The 18880-nt window shown below is 53.2% G+C and carries 21 protein-coding genes, 1 tRNA gene and 1 pseudogene; 16 read left to right on the plus strand and 7 right to left on the minus strand.

Translation table 11 applies throughout. The features are described 5' to 3' along the window. Window positions 1-2 precede the first annotated feature (2 nt). The gene (locus JRG72_06585; GenBank protein ID MBW2134884.1) at window positions 3-185 is read right to left on the minus strand and encodes a hypothetical protein; all 183 of its coding nucleotides are present in this window, start codon (window positions 183-185) and stop codon (window positions 3-5) included. A 27-nt stretch (window positions 186-212) separates the two neighbouring features. Further along, window positions 213-539 carry a hypothetical protein gene (locus JRG72_06590; GenBank protein MBW2134885.1) on the minus strand — a complete coding sequence of 109 codons (327 nt, stop codon included), beginning with the start codon at window positions 537-539 and terminating at the stop codon, window positions 213-215. Window positions 540-1634: 1095 nt separating this feature from the next. Here JRG72_06590 and JRG72_06595 point away from each other — a divergent pair. The 14 genes and pseudogenes from JRG72_06595 (at window position 1635) to JRG72_06660 (ending at window position 13139) form a co-directional block, all read left to right on the plus strand. Continuing rightward, window positions 1635-1829 carry a ferrous iron transport protein A gene (locus tag JRG72_06595; GenBank protein ID MBW2134886.1) on the plus strand — a complete coding sequence of 65 codons (195 nt, stop codon included), beginning with the start codon at window positions 1635-1637 and terminating at the stop codon, window positions 1827-1829. A 77-nt stretch (window positions 1830-1906) separates the two neighbouring features. Next, window positions 1907-3913, plus strand: a complete 2007-nt coding sequence (gene feoB / locus JRG72_06600) for a ferrous iron transport protein B (GenBank protein ID MBW2134887.1) — start codon at window positions 1907-1909, stop codon at window positions 3911-3913. 187 nt (window positions 3914-4100) lie between these two features. Then, window positions 4101-4853: a nucleoside phosphorylase gene (locus tag JRG72_06605; protein ID MBW2134888.1), complete on the plus strand. Its 753-nt coding sequence runs from the start codon at window positions 4101-4103 to the stop codon at window positions 4851-4853. A gap of 14 nt (window positions 4854-4867) precedes the next feature. Next, entirely contained in the window at window positions 4868-5935 is a 1068-nt protein-coding gene (locus JRG72_06610; GenBank protein MBW2134889.1) for a DUF1786 domain-containing protein, read from the plus strand. Beyond that, on the plus strand, window positions 5916-6404 hold the full coding sequence (locus tag JRG72_06615; protein ID MBW2134890.1) for a GNAT family N-acetyltransferase: 489 nt from the start codon (window positions 5916-5918) through the stop codon (window positions 6402-6404). The genes JRG72_06610 and JRG72_06615 overlap by 20 nt, the downstream gene beginning before the upstream one ends. Window positions 6405-6416: 12 nt before the next feature. Continuing rightward, entirely contained in the window at window positions 6417-7262 is an 846-nt protein-coding gene (locus tag JRG72_06620; GenBank protein ID MBW2134891.1) for an MBL fold metallo-hydrolase, read from the plus strand. Between the two features lie 107 nt (window positions 7263-7369). Continuing rightward, entirely contained in the window at window positions 7370-8227 is an 858-nt protein-coding gene (locus JRG72_06625) for a methyltransferase domain-containing protein (protein MBW2134892.1), read from the plus strand. Beyond that, entirely contained in the window at window positions 8218-8511 is a 294-nt protein-coding gene (locus tag JRG72_06630) for a TIGR04076 family protein (protein ID MBW2134893.1), read from the plus strand. The genes JRG72_06625 and JRG72_06630 overlap by 10 nt, the downstream gene beginning before the upstream one ends. Before the next feature lie 4 nt (window positions 8512-8515). After that, window positions 8516-9085, plus strand: coding sequence for a shikimate kinase (locus JRG72_06635; protein ID MBW2134894.1), 570 nt, complete (start codon window positions 8516-8518; stop codon window positions 9083-9085). Further along, window positions 9075-10127, plus strand: coding sequence for a chorismate synthase (aroC, locus tag JRG72_06640; GenBank protein ID MBW2134895.1), 1053 nt, complete (start codon window positions 9075-9077; stop codon window positions 10125-10127). The genes JRG72_06635 and aroC overlap by 11 nt, the downstream gene beginning before the upstream one ends. Then, window positions 10124-10930, plus strand: coding sequence for a prephenate dehydrogenase/arogenate dehydrogenase family protein (locus tag JRG72_06645; GenBank protein ID MBW2134896.1), 807 nt, complete (start codon window positions 10124-10126; stop codon window positions 10928-10930). Before aroC ends, JRG72_06645 begins: the two co-directional genes overlap by 4 nt. 238 nt (window positions 10931-11168) lie before the next feature. Then, window positions 11169-12443, plus strand: a complete 1275-nt coding sequence (gene serS / locus JRG72_06650; protein ID MBW2134897.1) for a serine--tRNA ligase — start codon at window positions 11169-11171, stop codon at window positions 12441-12443. A 46-nt stretch (window positions 12444-12489) separates the two neighbouring features. Beyond that, window positions 12490-12783: a hypothetical protein gene (locus JRG72_06655; protein ID MBW2134898.1), complete on the plus strand. Its 294-nt coding sequence runs from the start codon at window positions 12490-12492 to the stop codon at window positions 12781-12783. 266 nt (window positions 12784-13049) lie between these two features. Further along, a pseudogene (locus tag JRG72_06660) lies at window positions 13050-13139 on the plus strand (hypothetical protein). A 43-nt stretch (window positions 13140-13182) separates the two neighbouring features. Here JRG72_06660 and JRG72_06665 read toward each other — a convergent pair. Further along, window positions 13183-13989: a DUF3786 domain-containing protein gene (locus JRG72_06665; GenBank protein MBW2134899.1), complete on the minus strand. Its 807-nt coding sequence runs from the start codon at window positions 13987-13989 to the stop codon at window positions 13183-13185. Between the two features lie 17 nt (window positions 13990-14006). Beyond that, entirely contained in the window at window positions 14007-14852 is an 846-nt protein-coding gene (locus JRG72_06670; GenBank protein ID MBW2134900.1) for a universal stress protein, read from the minus strand. Between the two features lie 127 nt (window positions 14853-14979). Here JRG72_06670 and JRG72_06675 point away from each other — a divergent pair. Next, window positions 14980-15055 (plus strand) — tRNA-Glu (locus JRG72_06675). 124 nt (window positions 15056-15179) lie between these two features. Continuing rightward, complete coding sequence (locus JRG72_06680) at window positions 15180-15362, plus strand: hypothetical protein (GenBank protein ID MBW2134901.1); 183 nt, start codon at window positions 15180-15182, stop codon at window positions 15360-15362. A 164-nt stretch (window positions 15363-15526) separates the two neighbouring features. On the opposite strand, the gene JRG72_06685 is transcribed toward JRG72_06680, so the two are convergent. The 3 genes from JRG72_06685 to JRG72_06695 form a co-directional block, all read right to left on the minus strand. Beyond that, window positions 15527-16978, minus strand: coding sequence for a TrkH family potassium uptake protein (locus JRG72_06685; protein ID MBW2134902.1), 1452 nt, complete (start codon window positions 16976-16978; stop codon window positions 15527-15529). 1 nt (window position 16979) lies between these two features. Further along, window positions 16980-18344, minus strand: coding sequence for a Trk system potassium transporter TrkA (gene trkA, locus JRG72_06690; protein MBW2134903.1), 1365 nt, complete (start codon window positions 18342-18344; stop codon window positions 16980-16982). 317 nt (window positions 18345-18661) lie between these two features. Next, on the minus strand, window positions 18662-18880 hold a 219-nt coding region (locus JRG72_06695; GenBank protein ID MBW2134904.1), incomplete at its 5' end, for an IS1 family transposase.

An 18880-nucleotide genomic window follows, 5' to 3' on the forward strand; every position in this document is an offset into this window, starting at 1 on the left:
TTCTAGTGATTTTTTTTGTCGCTGGCAAGGCCAGCGGGTTGAGTAAAATAGGGCGCAAAGAGATCAACATCTAACCGGACCATCAGATGACCACAGTAATCGCAAATGGCCAGGTGGTCATCAACCCCGGCGATGCGAGTTTCGGTAACCTGGCAGTTAGTACACTGATAACAATATAAGGGCATGGTTTCCTCCTTGGAAATACAATAATATCAACCACCTGTAGCAGATTTGTCATGAATAGTTAAGATCTTCCACCCTTCCCCACCCTGGTGCCAGCCTAATCTAGGACATTCGCGACAGAGGGCCAACTTTTTTTCAGCAATGATTTGCTCCAGTCCTTCTTCCAGAAGCTTTAGGCTCTCCTGGTTTGCCTTGTGGATTTGTTGTAAATCAATGATGATGACCGGAAACAAAGTCAGGCCGGACCGGGCCGCTCCCAGGATCACATGAACCTCAGCAGGGTTGAGCCAGCCCGCAGGCAAAAGTCTTAGCTGACCATGCGAGACTTGTAAATGGAGTTGGAAATCTTTAGGCATCAGACCCCCTTGTCACCGGACGTCAAGATGATGTTGCGGGTGGAACTGGTCAACCGCCGGGCGAGAATAAAAAAACCACGAGGGTCAAGGCATTTCAATGCCTCCTTACCTTCGTGGCTTAGAATCGGCGTCTTTCGCCGTAATCAGCGGCAGGGATTCGTTCCCTTGATATAACACCATTTTATAAGACTTCCACTGGCTCTGTCAACCCTTTTTTCCGCACTCAGAACTTGTTTTAATTGCGATGCAGTTGCATTAATAACACGACAATAAAACATTGTCAACCCTTTTTGGAGATAAAGCCCAAAATTTTTCGGCGCCAGTCGGGAAATAAGCCGATACCTATTGCTCTCCCGCCTTTTTCCTTGAAAATAGCCGGGTTTTGGCATGGATTTTAAGACTCTTAGTTGGCAGCAAGATTGGGCATTTTTTGGAAAAAAAACTTGACAACTCCAATGCCCCGAATTATTAGTGCTAATGAATAGCAATTGCTAAAAAACAAGATCGGGCAATGGACAGACTATGCCGAATTTGTTGCCCGGGGTGGTTTTCAGTTGTTTTCTTTGTGGAAAAAAATATATATTTATAGTTTGGCGCCTATAATGTTTAAGGAGATCAAATCGTGGCCGATTTTAACACCCTGTTGGATTTGCGGTCCGGTATTACCGGCATCGTGCATCACCTTCCGGGACGGGTGCGGCTATGGTTTTCTCCTGGCCATCTGAAGCACGCCGACCAGATTGATTTAGCGGCTTTTGAAAACCATGGCACCTTTATAAGGTATAAAAGTAAATCCTTAGGGCCTTTTCGGTTACCATTACCTATGATCCGGAGAAATTGCCGCTCCCTTGGGGGAAAGCCTTTATTAATCAGGATAACGCCGCGGAGCGAGAAATCAGCCGGCGCCTGGCTGACCATCAAAAACCTCTTTCGGTAACCGATAGGGCCAAGCCTGCTAGTAAGGCGACAAAAAGCCGATAAGGAATTGGAATGATCCCGTAACCTGGGTAGTTCCCGGGGCAAATGCTAAAATTAAGGATCAGGAGGTCAAGATAAATCAATATGTGTCCCCTATGTGCGGTTGAGAATGGCCAAATGGTGGAAGTCATGCATATCCGCGGCGGCCGTGGTATGACTGGCCGCTTGGCAGTGATGGGTATTTTCCCTGGAACCAGATTAAGGATGGTCCAAAATGGCAAGCCCGGCCCGGTGATGGTAGCTCTTGATGAAAAACGGTTTGGCATCGGTTATGGGATGGCCCACCGCATTTTTGTCAGACCCGTGGAGTAAACCTTGGAACTTGCCTAACCTGACTTTTCCAAAGTCCAAACCAAAAATTATATATACATTGCCAGTAGGAGGAATGGATGGCCGACGTAACCATCTGTTTAGGTGGTAGTCCCAATGCCGGTAAGACCACTGTCTTTAACAAACTGACCGGGGCCCGCCAGAAGGTGGGTAACTGGCCAGGAGTAACGGTCGAAAAGAAAGAGGGCGAATACTCTTATCAGGGTAAAACCATTCGGGTGGTTGATCTGCCCGGCACTTACAGTCTTTCCGCCTACTCCCTGGATGAACGCATTGCCAGCGACTTTCTGGTCAAAGAGCAGCCGGATGTCACCGTAGTGATCGTTGATGCCTCGATCCTGGAAAGCAACCTCTATCTTCCTATAGAGTTGTTGGAGTTAGGGGCCAACCTGGTGGTTGACCTGAATATGATGGATGTGGTGCGGCATAAGAAGTGGCAGTTAGATGTGGAAAAACTCTCCCACTCTTTGGGAGTGCCGGTAATCCCTACAGTGGCCAAAAAAGCCGAAGGGGTAGAATCTTTACGCCAGACCATCCTGTCGGCTCGTGATCGTCGGCCGCCACCTTTAAAGGTTAATTATGGTCCGGAGGTGGAACCGGCTCTGAATGAATTGACTGACCTGATCCAGCGCTCTAGAGATGGCTCTATTAATGCCCCCAGCCGCTGGCTGGCCCTCAAGCTCTTAGAAAACAACGCGCAGATCAAAGATTGGGTCTGGACCCTTCCCAAGGGAGAGGAAATTCTGCGTAAGGCTGAGGACTTAACCGCAGCCTTAAACGACCGGTTGGGGCGTGACCTGGAAACTCATCTGGTAGAACGACGTTATAGTTTCATCTCCGGCCTGGTGAAAAAATGTTTTCGTAAGCCCCTGGGACCGGAGGAAAGGATCTCCATTTCGGATAAAATTGACCAGGTAGTCCTCAACCGCTGGTTGGGCATCCCGATTTTTCTGGTTTTCATGTGGCTTACTTTTAAACTGGTTTTTGATCTGGGTAATCCCCTGGCTGATTATATCGATACCGGATTCAGCTGGCTGGCAGGGCAGACCACCGCTCTCCTGGGCGACACCTGGTTTGCTTCCTTATTAAGCGAAGGGATCATCGGCGGGGTCGGTTCGGTTCTGGTCTTTTTGCCCAACATCTTGATCCTCTTTCTGATGATCGGTATTTTGGAAGACTGCGGCTATATGGCCCGGGCCGCTTTTGTCATGGACCGCTTCATGCAGCGGCTGGGGTTGCACGGCAAATCCTCAATTCCGATGATCCTCGGTTTTGGCTGCAATATCCCTGGGATTATGGCCTGTCGGACCCTGGAATCTCCCAAAGACCGTATCTTAACGGTGTTAATCAATCCCTTTATGTCCTGTTCGGCCCGCTTACCGATTTATGTCTTATTTGCCGGAGCCTTTTTCTCCCAACAGTCAGGCGCGGTGATCTTCGCCCTTTATCTCTTGGGCATCTTAGTGGCCATTCTGACCGCCTTATTATTCAAAAATCTCTTCTTTAAAGGGGAATCCTCGCCGTTGATTATGGAGCTGCCGCCGTATCGTCTGCCCACCGTCAAAAACATCATAATGCATATGTGGCACCGGGCCAGCATGTTTATCAAACAGGCCGGCACCATTATCATGGCCGGAGTGATCTTGATCTGGTTGCTGGCCTCCATGCCGATGGGGGTGGAATATGCCAGTGAGCAGAGCTGGATCGGTCAGTTCGGGAAATTAGTGGGACCGCTTTTTAGCCCAGCCGGCTTCGGCTTCTGGCAGGCCGCGGTGGCGCTGATTTTTGGCATTGTGGCTAAGGAAGTGGTGGTCGGCACCCTGGGAACCCTGCTGGCCAGCGGCGAAGAGGGATTGAGCAATGTCTTACCGCAATATTTTACCAGCCTCACGGCCCTCTCCTTTATGGTCATGTCTCTGCTTTATATCCCCTGCTTTGCTACTATTGGAGTAATTAAAAGCGAGACCAACTCCTGGAAGTGGACCGGTCTGGCCGTAGGCTGGAGTCTGCTGGTGGGCTGGACGAGCGCGGTGTTGATCTATCAACTAGGACAGTTGTTCGCTTGATTCAGCTAAGATTACTTTATCGGTCCATCGGTTAAATGACCGAATAGGGTCACTTCCTCCTGAGGAGCTCTAATTTAGCCGCTTCTGACCGGCAATTTCAGTTCTTCATCAAGATTCTGCCCGATAAGGGACAATGACGTCAAAGTAAGGTTGACTAACCGGTGCAATCTGCTAAAATCCATGGACAATGCCTAATAATCCGGAGCTGGAGGATGAGGCGGTAGTCATTGCTCCCCGCCGGGGTCGAGGCGAAGATTCGGTGTCGCCGCGGGTAATAATGACCTTTGTCCGCCGGGATTACCAATATCTTTGCCGTCTGGCGGGTGCCCAGGGAAGCAGACGCGAGTTCGCCGACTGCCCGTTTCGGCAGGGGGTTTGGAACGGACGGCCTATTACCATTGTTGGTCCGGCTCCGGGAGCCCCCTATGCCGTGTTAGTGATGGAAAAATTGATTGCTCTGGGGGCACGGGCCATCCTGGGGCTGGGTTGGTGTGGCTCTCTGCAGGCCGGTTTATGCATAGGCGACCTGGTAATTCCGACCGCGGCGCACAGCGAAGAGGGTACCTCTATCCATTACCCCTGTTGCGGACCAGAATCCGGTCCTGATCCAACTCTGGTTCAACTGCTGAGCCAGGAATTGTGTCGCGGCGGTCATGCTTTTCGCACTGGCAAAGTTTGGACCACCGATGCCTTTTATCGGGAAACCGTCCATAAGGTCAAAACCTACGGAGAGCGAGGTATGCTGGCGGTGGAGATGGAAATGTCGGCGCTGTTCACCGTGGGACAGTTCCGCCAGGCGGCCGTGGCCGGGTTGCTAATAGTCTCCGATGAATTATTTACGCTGACCTGGCAACACGGATTTCGCAACTGGCGATTACGTCAGGCCCGCCAACAAGCTGCCCAGGTGGCCTTAGCGACCCTGGCGGCCTGGGAAAATTAGGAACAATTAACCCGATCAAGCCAACATTACGCCTCCTAGCCATTGATGTCGGCGGCGGCACTCAGGATATCCTGTTGTGGGATGCAGACCAGCCCCTGGAAAATGCCGTCAAGCTGATCCTGCCTGCCCCTACCCAGATAATCGCCCGGCGTATTCAGCGGCTGACTGCGGCCGGAGCTGACCTCTTTCTCACTGGCCGTCTCATGGGCGGCGGGGCCGTAAACCGAGCCATTCGAGGGCATCTGGCGCAAGGACTCAAGGTTTATGCCCGGCCAGAACCCGCCCTGACCGTTGCTGACAACCTCGATCGGGTTAAGGCCTTAGGCCTTAAGCTGGTGGACCAGCCGCCGCAGCAAGCAGCAGTGGTAACTCTGGGCGACGTCGACCTGGACGCCATAAATCGGCTGCTGGCTGACTTTGAGGTTACCCCGCCGAATGGTTATGCCCTGGCCGTGCAGGATCATGGTTTCAGCCCTCAACTCAGCAATCGGCGGTTCCGTTTTCAACATTGGGAAGCTTTTCTGCAGCAGGGCGGCCGGTTATCGGATCTGGCCTACAGTTCTCCACCGACTTATCTTACCCGGATGGCCGCCGGATTGGAAATCCTCCCCGGCGCTCTAGTAATGGATACCTGTACCGCAGGTATCAGGGGGGCGTTGCTCGATCCCCAGGCCCAGGCTCACCAAGAGAACGGCCTGGTAGTGGTTAACATCGGCAACGCCCATACTTTTGCGGCTCTGGTCCGAAAGGACCGGTTGTGGGGCCTCTATGAACATCATACCAGGTTGTTGAATCCCGCAAAGTTAGCTGATCATTTAAGCCGTTTTCAGGCCGGGACTCTATCCAATGAAGAGATTTATCAAGACCAGGGCCATGGCTGCGCCATTGCCCCGGATTATCTTAATGGACCGGCTTTTCGCTTCACGGTCATTACCGGCCCCCAGCGGCGGTTAGGCGAGGGTTTCCCGGCTCATTTTGCCGCGCCCTTGGGAGATCTGATGCTTACCGGTTGCTTTGGATTGGTGGCCGCGTATCTCGAATTTCAGGGTCTTAATCATATCCATGGAATTAGGCGATTATAATTATACCGAAGAAATACTAGAGGATGAGCTAACCTCTTGGGTTGAAGCTGAATTTGCCACCCTGGTATTACCGGCGGTTTTGGAGCCAGGAAAAAACCGACGCCGGGTCAACCTTACCAGGGACGGGCAATGGTTGGAAATCGATATTTGCCAGGAGTATCTCTGCCCCGAACCGCGCTGGATCCTGCGGGCCAGAATGAATATTTTGTTCGATCAGCAGATTGCTATTATAACCTGTCTGCATGTCCTCCAGGGCCTGCGGGCTCAGGGTTTAGGGCGGCAGATGCTGGCCCGGTTGGAGAATCTATCCCGCCAGCTACAGATAACGCGGATATTGATTGATACCCCGACCCAGGAGGGCTGGAAATTTTTTAAACATCAGGGCTATCGAGAAGTAAAGTCTAAATCAGTGATGGTCAGCCATGGTCAGCTTTATTCCGTCCGGTTGGAAAAACTGCTTAGCGAATAGTGGAGTTGTAGAATGGAGATCCGATTCTGGGGCACCCGGGGTTCCATTGCCGCGCCTGGCTCTCTCACCGTCGAATACGGCGGCAATACTACCTGCGTAGAAGTCGTACTCGGTTCCGGAGAGCGAATTATCATTGATGCCGGCAGCGGCATCCGGGCCCTGGGGGATCATCTCTTAAAATCAGAGCAGCCGATAACTTTGTTCTTGCTGATTACCCATAGCCATTGGGATCATATCCTGGGATTTCCATTCTTCGCCCCGATCTATAATCGGCATACCAAAATTTGGGTTGATGGCTGCCCTCGGGGCTTCTGGGGGCTGGAAGCGGTTTTTGATAGTCACCAGGCCAACGGCTTTTTCCCGGTCGCCTTTAATGAACTTAAGGCCCAGATCCAACCTTTAGGGATAATCACGCACCGTCCGCTTGAGATCGGAGATGCGGTTATCGAGGGCATCGAACTCAACCATCCCCAGGGGGGCATGGGTTTCCGTTTTCGGGGAAAAGACCATACTTTTGTATTTTTAACCGACAATGAACTTGACCCCCAGGCGCCGCCAGGTAAGCAGTTAAGAGATTATGCCCACTTTGCTCAAGGCTGTGATCTACTGGTCCACGATGCCCAGTATACCCCAGAGGAAATTGCCGCTCGCCGGGGCTGGGGGCACTCCACCTACAAAGAGGCGGTAGAACTGGCTCTGGCCGCCGGTGCCCGCCGCCTACGCCTGTTTCACCACGATCCGGCCCGAACTGACGCCCAGATCAAGGAGATCGTCAGCCAGGCGCGGCAATTGCTCGCCTCGCATTCTGGCAACCTGGAGATTGATGCCGCCCGGGAAGGGGAAGTTATTTTATTATGAGGTGACAGGCGTGGCTCCAGGCACCGTTTTACCCTGACAGAAGCAAAAATTCATCCAGCCAAGTCGAATCTGACCTCAACCCCTTGCCGTATAAGGATAATCTAGAGATGACTACTAACGAAGCCCCGACCTTCCAGGCGCCGCCGCTAAGCGACTGCGATTATGCCAGATGTTTCAATCTCTTCAAGCAAATTTCCAGTGAATGGCAGTCGATGCAGGAATGGCTGACCGACGACTTTATGCCCCGGGTTAACTGGTCTGGACCGCTGGAAATTTTGAGTATCGGCAGCGGCACGGGGGATTTTGATCTGCAACTGATGACCCTGCTTTTGCAACGTTGGCCGATTCGGGCCTATCTGGCCATTGACCCTAATGTTGACCATAATCAGGTATTTCAGACCAGGTTTTGGGAAAGCGGCCTGCCCATCCCGGATTTTCAAATTCTGTCCCAAACCTTCCCGGGCCCGCCGCTCTCCCGGAAGTTTGATCTGATCCATTTAACCCATTGTCTCTACTATGTCCCCGATCGCCGTCAGGCGATCCTGAGTGCGGTCAAACTCCTTCAGGACCACGGCTGTCTGTTAATTTTTCATCAGACGCCGTTGGGAATCAATGAAATCCAACGCCGTTTTCTGAAGCGGGCCAAAGGAGATGTGAAGGAGATGTTCTCTTCCCGGGATATTTATGGATTATTGAAAGAATTGCCGATTTCTTTTAAATTTGATATTGTAGATGGTGTTTTGGATGTTTCGGATTGCCTGGACCCAGAATCCCCCCAAGGCCAGCAACTGATCAATTTCTTTTTAGAATGCCGGGCCGATACCTTGCCCTCCGGTTTTCGGCAAGAGGTTATTGCCTTTATCAAAGAGTTGGCCTTTGAAGACCAGGGGCGTCCGGTTATCTTCCATCCGGTAGGGGTTTTTAGCATATATAAGCCAGATTCAGAGAGGGACGGATGCGATTGATAATCCGAATCAAGCAAATTAAGGGTCACTGCCCGGTTTATCAGGAGGGGGATACCTTTGTCCTGGAGGAGGGTTATATACTCCAGCCCGGGCCTGCCGGTCGCATCTGCATGCATTCCCTGGCATCGCTCATGCCTTATTACGTTGCTCTGGCCCACGGGGTCGACCCGATCAGTCTGGGGCTCAGCCCTGGAGACCCGGAAGTGGCCTATGTGCAATGTCTCGATCCCATGGAGACCACCGGGGGCGGGACCGTTCTGTTGGCTATCACTCGCCAGGATTAGGTAGATGGAAAGCCTTGACTTTAGTGAAGCAATGTCAAACATCGTGTTAATCGGTTATCGCGCCTCTGGCAAGACCACTGTCGGGCAGCAGGTGGCCCAATCCCTTAAACGGGTTTTCGTGGATTTGGACCAGGTTTTAGAACAGGAGGCCGGAGAAACCATTGCCGAACTGGTGGCTCGGGAAGGCTGGCCGGAATTTCGGCGGCGGGAAAAAGCACTGGTCGCCCGTTATGCTGAACAATCGGGACTGGTGATGGCCACCGGCGGCGGCGTAGTGACCGATGCGGAAAACATTGCCCGCCTCAAGAAAAATGGCCTGATTATCTGGCTGGACGCCGAACCAAAGATTATCCAGGCTCGCCTTGCCCAGGATCAGGCTGAAGTCGCCAGTCGACCCGCTCTGACCGGCGGTCAGACGATATATGAAGTAGAAGAAGTTCTGGCAACTCGCCAACCCCTTTACCAGGCTGCGGCGGATGTGATAATTTCTACCTCGCAATTGTCCATCGACCAGGTGGCGGATCAGATAATCGAGGCAGTCCGGCAGCAGGAGGCTAAAACTGGTGGGCGGTAATACTTTTGGTCAGATTTTTCGGGTTACTACCTGGGGAGAGTCCCACGGCCCGGCTCTGGGCGCGGTTATCGACGGCTGCCCCCCCAAATTGCCTCTCGCCGCGGCCGATATCGAGGCCGAATTGTCCCGCCGCCGGCCCGGAGCTTCCGCCTTTACCTCGTCCCGGAAGGAGCCGGATCGGGTGGAGATTCTGTCCGGGGTTTTTGAAGGCCAGACCAGCGGCACGCCCATCAGTCTGATCATCTACAACCGGGATGTCAGAAGTGAGCCTTATGAACCCTTGCGCCAAGTGTTCCGACCGGGTCACGGTGATTTTACTTATTGGCGTAAATACGGCATTCGCGATCATCGCGGCGGCGGCCGCTCCTCAGCCCGGGAAACCGTAGCCCGGGTCGCGGCCGGGGCGGTGGCTCAAAAGATTTTAGACCAGGAGGGCATCCAGGTCCTGGCTTTTACCCTGGAGCTAGGCGGAATCCGGGCACAAAATTTCGCTTTGGAGCAGATCTGGGATAATCCCTTTTTCTGTCCGGATGCCACTATCATAGAAGCCATGGCCGCTCGGGTGCAGGCGGTCCGGGACCAGGGCGACTCTCTGGGCGGACTGGTGGAAGTACGGGTCCAGGGCTGTCCAGCCGGTCTGGGGGAGCCGGTGTTTGATAAACTGGACGCCGCCTTAGCCCAGGCCGTGATGTCGGTGGGAGCGGTCAAAGGAGTAGAAATCGGCGCCGGGTTTGCGGCCGCGCGGCTGTTAGGTTCAGAACATAACGATCCCCTTACCCCCTCCGGTTTTGCCAGCAATAATGCCGGGGGTATTTTGGCCGGGATTTCCAACGGCGACGAAATAATCCTGCGGGCTGCGGTCAAGCCCATTCCTTCTATTGCCCAGCCCCAACAAACTATTGATCTTCATGGTCAATCCCAGACCATCAGCATTACCGGGAGGCATGATATCAGTGCGATTCCCCGGATTGTGCCAGTCATCGCCGCCATGGTGCGGCTGACGCTGGCTGACTTTCTATTACGACAGAGGACCATCATATGAGTATCCGAGTAGGCATTGTTGGCGGTCAGGGCCAGATGGGCCAATGGTTCAAAAGATTTTTTGAGGAACAGGGTCTGGAAGTCCTGGTAACCGGGTCTTCAACAACACCGTTTTCTCCGGAAGTGGCCCGCCAGGTCGATGTCGCCATAATCTCTGTACCTATCCACATCACTGAAAAAACTATTCGGGAAATTGCCCCTTGCCTGCGTCCCGAGGCCCTGCTCATGGACCTGACCTCCTTAAAAAAAGACCCCATGGCTGCCATGCTGGAATACTTTCCAGGCGAAGTGGTGGGCACCCACCCCTTGTTCGGACCGGGCTTGGAGTCTATCAAAGGCTCGATCATGGTTTTATGTCCGGGGCGGGGCGAGCGCTGGTTTAACTGGCTCCATGACTTGCTCGCCAGAGCCGGAGCCATTGTGCAAATCACCACCCCGGAAGAGCATGATATCATGATGTCAGTGGTCCAGGGCTTGACCCACTTTATTCTGATTGCCATGGGTACCACCCTGCGAACCCTAAATACCAAAGTCAACGAGTTGGAGAATTTTGCCACTCCCACTTTCCGGAAATTATTCGGCCAGGTGCAGCACCTGTTTAATCAAAAATCTGATCTCTACGCCTGCATCCAATTGCGCAATCAGGCCAACCAGGTGATTCTGGCCGCGTTTGAGGCGGCTGTCGCTGATATCCGCCGGATCGTGGTCAACCAAGATGCGGCCAGCCTGATCAGCCTTCTGGAAGAAAACCGCCGCTTTTTTAACGGCTTCAGATTGGTAGAGCCGATGGTCAAAGATCAATAAGTGGCGGCGGCTACAGAAGTGCCATACACTTGCGAAAATTTGCGGAACCACCAGGCCGGTTATACGGTTTTCTGTTTCCAGTTTTCTGTTTTCTGTAAAATAATCGATAACATCAATTAATCCATATCAATAGTGAGTCTCATAATTGTTTACCCTTCGGAGTCAACCGTAGGGGGGCTTACCCGCCCCTTATATGTTACCAAATTAACCCGAAAATAACTAACTAAGGAAATGTTCTATGCTGGAGGTCAAATACGTCCGGGAACATTTGGCGGAGGTCCAAGCGGCTTTGAAAAATCGGGGTCAGGAGCAATCCTTAGGAGATTTTGTGGCCCTGGATGCGGCCCGTCGCCAGCTCCTGGCTGAGGTCGAGGCCTTGCGCCATGAACGCAATACGGTCTCCGAAGAGGTCGGCCGCCTCAAAAAGGCCGGTCAGGACCCCGGTTCCTTGATCGACCGGGTCCGGCAGGTCAACCAGCGGATCAAGGAGATTGAAGGCGAGTTGACCGCAAAAGAGGCGGAAGTGCGCGCCATTCTCCTTGATCTCCCCAACATACCACATCAGTCAGTGCCGGTGGGGGTCTCCAGCGACGATAACCCGGTAGTCAAACAATGGGGAGACCTGCCCCGATTCGACTTCTCTCCCCGTCCCCACTGGGAGATCGGCGAAAACCTGGGCATTCTCGATTTCGAGCGCGCCGCCCGCATGACCGGCTCCCGCTTTGCCCTCCTCACAGGGGCCGGGGCGCTTCTGGAACGGGCGTTGATCAATTTTATGCTGGATCTACATACCCAAAGACATGGCTACCTGGAGGTCTTGCCCCCCTTTATGACCAACAGCGCCAGCATGCTGGGAACCGGCCAGTTGCCCAAATTCCGGGACGATCTGTTTAAGTTGGAAGGCTGGGACTATTATCTGGTGCCCACCGCCGAGGTGCCGGTGACCAACATCCACCGGGAAGAGATCCTGGCGGAGGAAGACTTGCCGATTTATTACACCGCCTATACTCCCTGTTTCCGGTCCGAAGCCGGGTCCTACGGCAAGGATGTGCGAGGTCTGATCCGGCAACATCAGTTTAATAAGGTGGAACTGGTCAAATTCACCACTCCGGAGACCTCTTACGACGAACTGGAAAAACTCTTGCAGGATGCCGAAGAGGTGCTCCAGGAACTGGGGCTGCCCTATCAGGTGGTGACCCTGTGCACTGGCGACCTGGGGTTTGCCGCGGCCAAGACCTACGACATCGAGGTCTGGCTGCCGGGCCAGGGCCTGTACCGGGAAATCTCTTCTTGCAGTAATTTTGAGGACTTCCAGGCTCGCCGGGCCCAGATCCGCTTCCGCCGGAGCGAATCCAAGGGCACGGAATTGGTGCACACCTTGAACGGCTCTGGCCTGGCCGTTGGCCGCACCCTGGTGGCTATCCTGGAAAATTATCAGCAGGCCGATGGCCGGGTGGTGGTTCCGGAGAAGTTGAGGCCCTACATGGGGGGGCTGGCAGTTATTAGCACTTAAAACTCAAGTTCGGCCTCCTGAATGGGTGAAACTTGGGTTAGAGATCTTGCAGAAGCATATTGCCGATAACTCGGTGGATCTGATCTATATCGATCCCCCCTTCAACTCCAAGCGGGGTTATAATATCTTGTTTAAAGAGGCGGATGGCACCGCCTCTGATGCCCAGATTAAGGCGTTCGAAGATTGCTGGCACAGGACCGAAGCCGCCGAACCCAGCTTCCAGGAATTAGTCGATACCGCCCCTCCGGCTCTGGTCGAAATGATGAAAAACTTCCGGGGCTTCATCGGCGAAAATAACAATCATGGCCTATCTGACCATGATGGCCATTCGGCTGGTTGAACTGCGACTGTTTTAAAAGAGACCGGCTCTTTTTATCTGCACGCCGGGTCCACGATGTCATTTTTTATATAGCAAATCCGAAAAAACCTGGACCTGGAACAAAATATTCACTCCCTATGAAAAAGATTACGTTGAGAGGCGTTATAGAAAAACTGACCCAGACGGTCGAGTTTGGTATGATGATAATTTAACAGCTCACAGGGGGGCAGGACCGGTTCACGAATGGAAAGGCGTGACCCGGCCTAGCTAGTTTCCGGGGAAAACATGCGGCCTCCTCGAACCCTGGCGACGTGGTGTTGGTCGCCTTCTGCGGGTGCGGCACCACCATTGATGCCGCTCAGAAACTGGGCCGTCGGGGGTGGTTTATTAATCAATCCTGAATTATAAAAGACCGCCCGATCAAGGGCTGAGCCGCGCTATGAGCTTTTCTACCAGAAACAGGGTGGATTCCAGGTCTAGATAGGAGCTGATCTGGGCATCGAACAGCAGATGCGTCTGGGCCACAAATCCTTCCGCGGCATCGGCTTCATAAAACATTAGCAATATCGGCACCCGCGGCAGCGGCCAGAAGACGAGCGCCACATCGGCGGTCGTCACCTGGGAAGCTGGTTTAGCTCCCAGGGCCGCGGCCTGTGATTGCAAATGCTCCACCTGGCCGGTAATTTGGGCTGCCAACCCCTCCTCCAGGCGCTTCTGGGTCTTGACTTTGGAGACTGAATTGGGCAGATCCTGAAAAGTAATCCACTTGCCGGTAGGAAGCTGCTGGCCCTGGGAGGCAATATAATTGTAGAGCAGGATGGCGTCCCAGGGATCTTCGGAAACCTCCGGGGGATAACGCAGTTCATCTTTAAATACCTGCAGGGGCTGGCCAAAGTAAGGGATGATTAAATAGGGTCTGCCATCCTCTTGGCTGTAATCAGCCCCCAATCCCGGCGCCAGCGCGGCAAAATCGAGGGGCGCTACTTTCTCATGCAAGGCCTCGGCGGCAATGGCCACTGATTCCCGGCGTCGGCTAATGCCTGTCTCTTGCTGGGTTTTTATGGTTTGCGCCAACTCTCGCCCCCGGGCCGACAGATGGTGACATTTTTCCAGATCTTCGCCTTCTTTGATAACCGCGGTGGCAAAGGCCAGACAGCTCTTATGGCCGCACTCTCCGCAATTGCTCTGGGGTAGGACTTTAAAAACATCGAGTACCGAAAGTGCCATGATTCCTCAATCCGAAATTAACGGCTGCAGATCAGAAACGCCAGGTCCAGCTCGTGGAGAATTTTTTCCGTGGTGGTCCCCAACAGGATATCCTTGATGCGGTGATGGCCATGCGCTCCCAATACCACCAGGCCGAAATTTTGCTCCCGGCTCAGCTCCAGAATGGCCGCCTCAGGTTTGCCGGTGCGGCCCTCCAGGCTGAGGTTCAGGCCATATGGATGCAGATAGGACTGGGCTTCCTTCAGGTTAGCCGCGGTTACCTCGGCGTCACCCACCGATAGGATGGTAAGCGCCCCCCCGGTCAGAGCCGCCAACTGGGCCACCTGACGTAACCCACAATTTGCCGCCAGGCTACCGTCATAAGCCAACAGATAAGGCCCCCCCGGACGCCAGGAGGCGGCCACCGGAGGCAACAACACCGGCGCCCAGGATTTCTTGAGCACCCGACGAGTAGTTTCGCTCAGCCGCCAGGTTTTTGCCTCGGGTTGGCGCACTCCCCGACCCATGACCACCAAATCAGCGGACCGGGAAGCCTTCACCAACTCTTCCATTAAATCCCCCCGGACCACCTCCAGGCCCGAGGCATTTCCCCCTACCAGGCGAGAAAATGACGCGGCTACCTGTCTGCCCCGCTCCTCCTGTTCAGCCTCAATCTCGGCGATCAGGGCCGGATCAAGCAGGGACGGAGTTTCCGCCCCCATCTCCAGGCCCGGCGACCAGGTAGCAATCTCTGGCCCGACAAACCTTTTGACAAACAGCCCCCGGACCCGGCCGCCACCAAGCCCGGCCAGGGATACCGCCAGTTGCAGGTTACGGTCGGCCTCTTCACTGCCATCGCAACAGACCAGGATATTTTTAAACATACAATCCCCCTGGTTCCTGGGTTGTTCTAAACTGATCTACGGTTAGCCCATAATCGCCAAAATCATTCTTCATGCCCTTGAGAATGCTCTTGACAGACTCCCATAATTTTCCTAAATTTAAATCAGTGGTCCCATCGTCTAGCGGCCTAGGATACTGCCCTCTCACGGCAGAGACACGGGTTCGAGTCCCGTTGGGACTACCATTTCATACCCCATAAAACCAATATTTTCAATAATAAAAGTAGTCAACTCGACTGTCCCCAATCTTTACCCAAAACCTTTTCGGAGCAAGATTATTTCCATATTCCTCTCCAGGAGTGATGTTTAGTGAACGCGAGCTTATTAAAATTCACGCTGATCGTCATGTTGTCGGCGTCCGTGGATTCCTGTATTGCAGCGCCTATAACTCCGCCGGCTCCTCAGGCTGACGATCATGTCGTCCAGGGCGGCTCATTGGCCGCCGAAGGGAAGATCTGCCTTCCCTGGGCCCTTCCCAATGACAAAAAGTAGGGACGTGAGTTATGCCACCTGGAGAGTACCATAAATTGTCCCCTACCCTTCAAATATTATCTCATTGATTGCAAATAGTTATTATAACTAGGCCAGCCGACCCCCCTGTGGTTCATTTCACGAACCATCTTCAAGCATAAAGATTTTCTTTCTCAGCCCTCGGGTTACTTGCGGTAGAATTCGGGGATAAACAGGATGATGACGGTAAAGATTTCCAGGCGGCCCAGCAGCATACACAACATTAGCACCCACTTGGCGAAAGCGGGAATCATGGCATAGTTATCGGTCGGGCCCACCGCGCCAATACCGGGGCCGATATTGCCGATACAGGCCAGAACCGAGGCAAACGAAGTGACTACGTCCACACCTGAGGCCGCCACCAATAATGTGGAGAGAAACAGCAGCCCCAGCCAGAGGATGAAGAACCCCCAAATGCCGCTCAGGACATCGGTCGGAACCACCCGCTTGCCGAGCTTGACCCGGATCACGGCCCGAGGATGGATAATACGAATGATTTCCTGATACGAATGTTTAAGTAACAACATGATGCGCATGCATTTCATGCCACCCCCGGTAGAACCGGCCGAGCCCCCGATAAACATACAGAGCAGCAGGATGCATTGCGGCAGCGAGGGCCAGAGCTCAAAATCAGCCGTGACGTAGCCGGTAGTGGTAAGGATGGAGGCAACCTGAAAGGAGGCATACTGCACTGCCTGGCCCAGGGACGGATAATTGTCCTGGTAAACGCTGATGGTGGTGACGATGCCAAAGATCAGAAATAGCCCCAAGAAAAAACGGCATTCCGCATCTCGCCACATAACCAGCGGCTTACCCCGGAGAAGCTGGAAGTGGAGGGAAAAGTTGATGCCCGCAATCAGCATGAAGATGGTGATGACCGTTTGGATGTAGGCGCTGTCGTAGTAGGCGATGGAGGCGTTTTTGGTGGAAAAGCCGCCGGTGGCCATGGTCCCAAAAGTATGACAGAGGGCGTCAAACAGGCTCATGCCTCCGAACACCAGCAAGACGGCTTCAATCAGGGAAAACAGCAGATATACCTGCCACAGTAACATGGCCGTATCCTTGATCCTGGGAGTGAGCTTATCCGGGACCGGACCCGGCACCTCGGCTTTATAGAGCTGCATCCCGCCGACACCTAAGAACGGCAGGATCGCCAGCGACAGGACAATGATGCCCATGCCCCCCAGCCAGTGGGTCAGGCTCCGCCAGAATAGTAGGCCTTTGGGGACGCTTTCGATGTCGGTCAGGACTGAGGCCCCGGTGGTGGTAAAGCCTGAGAAAGACTCGAAGAAACAGTCTACCGGACTGCTAAAGACCCCGCTCAGGAGAAAGGGCAAGGCACCGAAACTTCCGGCCGCCAGCCACCCCAGGGCGGTAATGACCATGCCCTCCCGGTGACTGAGGAATCCTTTGGAATTGTCATTTTTGAAGGAAATATAGAGAGATACACCGATGACCACGGTGATTGCCATCGAATGGAGCAAGGGCACCAGTCCGGTGTCCCAGTAATATAATGAGAAACCCAGTGGAAAGAGCATACACAGGCCGATACAGACGATCAGCGCGCCGATGATGTGCAAAATGTATCGCCAGCGCATCCTAGAAATACTCCAGTTTGACCATTAGGGACTTTTCGACCAGCGGGATATTCTGACGGGTGGAGAGAATCATGACCCGATCCTGTGGTTGGATGACAGAATCTCCGGTAGGAATGATGACCTTTTCGCCACGCAGAATACATAAGACCAGGGCGTCGGCAGGAAATTTTAATTCTTTCAGCGGGGTGCCAACAATGTCCGAGGTTTCCAGGGCAATCGCTTCCAGGACCTCCGCCTGTTCGCCTTTAAGGGAGACAATGGAGAGGACTCGCCCCCGGCGGATATAATGCAATATGGAGTAGATGGCCGCCAGTCTGGTGCTGACGATGTGGTCGATGCCGACGGTCTGGACCAACGATATATAGGCAAATTTATTGATTCGGGCTAAAGTTTTGTAGGCCCCCAGCCGCTTGGCCAATAGGCAGGAGAGAATGTTCATCTCCTCATCTCCGGTGAGCGCCATGATCATGTCCATGCTGCCGATATTTTCTTGATCCAACAACTCCTGATCAGTGCCGTCCCCGTGCAGCACAATGATCCGGTTTAACTGGGCCGAAAGATATTGGCTGCGCTCCAGGTCGCATTCGATTAATTTGGTATTGTAGTTTTTGTTATCCAGGGCCTGGGCTAGTCGCAGGCCGATTTTGCCGCCGCCGACAATCAGGATGTTCCGGAGGGAATGCACCTGACCGCCAAAAAGTTTCAGAAACTTCTCCAGGTCCTTTTTTTCGCAGACAAAATAAACCAGATCGTGGGCCTTGATCCTATCTGTCCCCTTAGGAATAATCAACTGGTCGTTACGGATGAGGGCGGCAATGATGAGCCGTTTTCCGCCTATCTTGTCAGGGAGGTGCAATAGCTTAAGATCATTCAAGGGACTATCTGCCTGCAAGTATTTTCCCACCATCACGATACGGCCCCCGGCAAACTCATTGATCTCTTCAACATCCGGAGCGCTCAGGTAACTGAGAATAGATTTAATCACCTCTACATCGGGATTGATGACCATGTTAATATTGAGGGGCTCTTTGGCCAAAGCCTGGCGGTAAGCATTGTACTCCTCGCTGCGAATACGAGCCACCTTGGGAATGCCCGGAGCCAAAAAGTTGGCAAAAAAGCAGACGATCAGATTGGCTTCGTCGCTATCCGTGACCGCCAGAATTCTTTCGGCGCTTTTAATACCCGCCACTTCCAGTACTCGGGGATCAGAACCGGAACCATGGAGAACTTGGACATCGAGATGATCGCTAACCCGTTTAAGGGCTTCGGGGTTTTTATCGATGACCACCACTTCTTTGTTTTCCAAGGCCAGTCTCTGGGCGATGTGGAATCCCACCTCCCCAGCGCCGACGATGACAATTTTCAATATGGCATCTCCTTATTCTTCCGGTTATTGAAAACTGCAATATTTCCGCCCATGAGGGCCGGTGTCTACCCTTATAGGCGGCGTTCAAGGCCCAAGCCTTGGAGGTTAGTCTGATTAATTCAAGCATTAATAATATTATTATAATGTTTATCATTCAACCTTAAGATTTAAAAAGAGGGTGAGCAGTTTTCCCAAATTTTCTTCAGTATTGGCCACCCAAAGGTTATATTGTTATCTCAGGAGTGAGACCTAGGTTGAAAAAATGGGAGTGTTATCCTAATATAGATATAAATGCCTCCTGATAGGCGGCGAAATTGTCAGGTTGTCACCACGTGCTGGGTGGGGGGTATCACATTGGAGTAGACGGACCAATCATCGGTGTAGTAGGTGCATCCGGGCCTCGCGATGCGTTCCCAAAGTCTCTCACAGGTAACATGATCACGGCCACCCACCACCCAGGCGACACAACGCCGTGCGTCACGATCATAGGCTTTCCAGATCCAACACTTGTTTTTTTTGATTGCAGGAAATGCCAC

This window comes from Deltaproteobacteria bacterium (assembly GCA_019309545.1).
GTDB lineage: Bacteria > Desulfobacterota > Desulfobaccia > Desulfobaccales > Desulfobaccaceae > Desulfobacca_B.